This window comes from Mesorhizobium sp. M7A.F.Ca.CA.004.12.1.1 (assembly GCF_003997835.1).
In the GTDB taxonomy this organism is placed as follows: domain Bacteria; phylum Pseudomonadota; class Alphaproteobacteria; order Rhizobiales; family Rhizobiaceae; genus Mesorhizobium.
The window spans coordinates 1-1,896 of sequence record NZ_RZRK01001011.1 but is presented as its reverse complement, the minus strand read 5'-3'; the positions used below and the strand labels follow the sequence as shown (position 1 = coordinate 1,896).

Here is a 1,896-nt window from a genome sequence, read left to right as displayed (position 1 = left end):
GCTGACCACATCGACCGCTGACGATCGGGTCCATCCCGGCCATGCGCGTAAGATGGCCGCCCGCCTGCAGGAAGCCGGCCATGCCAGGACGCTGTTCTTCGAGGAGACCGAGGGTGGTCATGGCGGGCGTGGCGACCGCCGGCCGCAGGCGGCGCAGACGGCGATGAAATATGTCTTCCTGCAGAGGGCGCTGACAGCCAAGGCCTAGACTCATTCCGTTATGGGCCAAGCAAAGGGTGGTTCTCCTCGACCAGCCTTTGCTCTAAGGTGCCAGCCATGGCTCTCGTCAGGATGTTGGTTGGCGCATTTGAGGCTCGCGCATTGCGGGTCGCGGTGACGCCGTCACCGCGTACGCTGCGCGCCGAGCTTTTGCGGCTGTGCGCCCGCATCGGCTATTCGCCACCTCTCTGCCTCTGAAGCATTCGCCCCGGCTTGCCGGATAGAATCCAGAGGGAAGATCAGACATGACCTATCAGAATTATTCGCTGAAGCAGCTTCAGCAGATCGACGCCGCGCATCATCTGCATCCGTTCACCGACCACAAGGAAATGCGCGGGGCCGGGTCGCGCATCATCACCCATGCCAATGGCCCTTTTATCTACGATTCCGAGGGGGCTGAAATCCTCGATGGCATGGCCGGGCTGTGGTGCGTCAACATCGGCTATGGCCGTGACGAGCTGGCCGAGGCCGCCTATGCCCAGATGAAGGAACTGCCTTATTACAACTCCTTCTTCAAATGCTCGACGCCGACGCCAGTGCTGCTGTCCAAGAAGCTGGCGGAGATCGCGCCAAAGCACGTCAACCAGGTGTTCTATGGTTCGTCGGGCTCGGAGGCCAACGACACGGCACTGCGTCTCGTGCGCCACTATTGGGTGCTGGAAGGCCAGCCGGAGAAGAACCGCATCATCTCGCGCAAGATGGCCTATCACGGCTCGACCGTTGCCGGCACCTCGCTCGGCGGCATGGATGGTATGCACAAGCAGCTCAACGGTGCGGTGCCCAACATCGTCCATGTGATGATGCCCTACGCCTATGAACTGGCGCTGCCGGGAGAGAGCGACCATGATTTCGGCCTGCGCGCGGCCGGGGCTGTCGAGGAGGCGATCCTCGAAGCCGGCGCCGACAAGGTTGCCGCCTTTATCGGCGAGCCGGTCATGGGGGCCGGTGGCGTGAAGATACCGCCGGCGAGCTACTGGCCGGAAGTGCAGCGCATCTGCCGCAAATACGATGTCCTGCTGATGCTGGACGAGGTCATCACCGGCTATGGCCGCACCGGCGAGTGGTTCGCTGCCCAGACGCTCGGTATCGAGCCCGATACGATCACCACCGCCAAGGCTCTGACCTCGGGCTATCAGCCGCTGTCGGCATTGCTGGTCGGCGACCGCATCGCCTCGACGCTGGTCGAGAAGGGCGGCGAGTTCAATCACGGCTACACCTATTCCGGCCACCCGGTGGCCTGCGCCGTGGCGCTGAAGAACCTCGAGATCATCGAGCGCGAAGGGCTGGTCGACCGCGTCCGGAACGACACCGGCCCTTACTTCGCCAAGGCGTTGCAGGAGCGCATCGCCGGACATGATCTGGTCGGCGAGGTGCGTTCGATCGGACTGATGGGCGCGATCGAGATCGTCAAGGACAAGGCGACCAAGGAGCGGTTCCTGCCGGCTGGAAGTGCGGCGGTAACCGTGCGGGATCATGCCATCGCGCACGGCATGATGCTGCGCGCCACCGGTGACACGATGATCCTGTCGCCGCCGTTGATCTGGACCCGTGATACGATCGATATGGCCTGCGATCGCATCTCGAAGGCGTTGGATCTGGCGCAAGCCGACCTGCGCAAGCGGTAGAACTCGACCCCTCGGCTGGGCGCTCCTCGGCGGGAGCGCCCAGCCTTGAGGC

3 protein-coding genes are annotated in these 1,896 nt (G+C 63.6%); all 3 read left to right on the top strand.

The window, feature by feature from the left end; translation table 11 throughout:
* Nucleotides 1–208: prolyl oligopeptidase family serine peptidase (locus EN984_RS32950; RefSeq protein WP_164765849.1), on the top strand; the 208-nt coding region annotated here is incomplete at its 5' end.
* Between the two features lie 68 nt (nucleotides 209–276).
* On the top strand, nucleotides 277–417 hold the full coding sequence (locus EN984_RS32945; RefSeq protein ID WP_127268233.1) for a capsid protein: 141 nt from the start codon (nucleotides 277–279) through the stop codon (nucleotides 415–417).
* A gap of 47 nt (nucleotides 418–464) precedes the next feature.
* On the top strand, nucleotides 465–1,844 hold the full coding sequence (locus EN984_RS32940) for an aspartate aminotransferase family protein (RefSeq protein WP_127268234.1): 1,380 nt from the start codon (nucleotides 465–467) through the stop codon (nucleotides 1,842–1,844).
* Nucleotides 1,845–1,896: the final 52 nt, after the last annotated feature.

What these genes read in the sequence shown, in the direction of transcription:
- EN984_RS32940 (WP_127268234.1), top strand. Translation starts at nt 465, where the DNA reads ATGACCTATCAGAATTATTCGCTGAAGCAGCTTCAGCAGATCGACGCC.
- EN984_RS32945 (WP_127268233.1), top strand. Translation starts at nt 277, where the DNA reads ATGGCTCTCGTCAGGATGTTGGTTGGCGCATTTGAGGCTCGCGCATTG.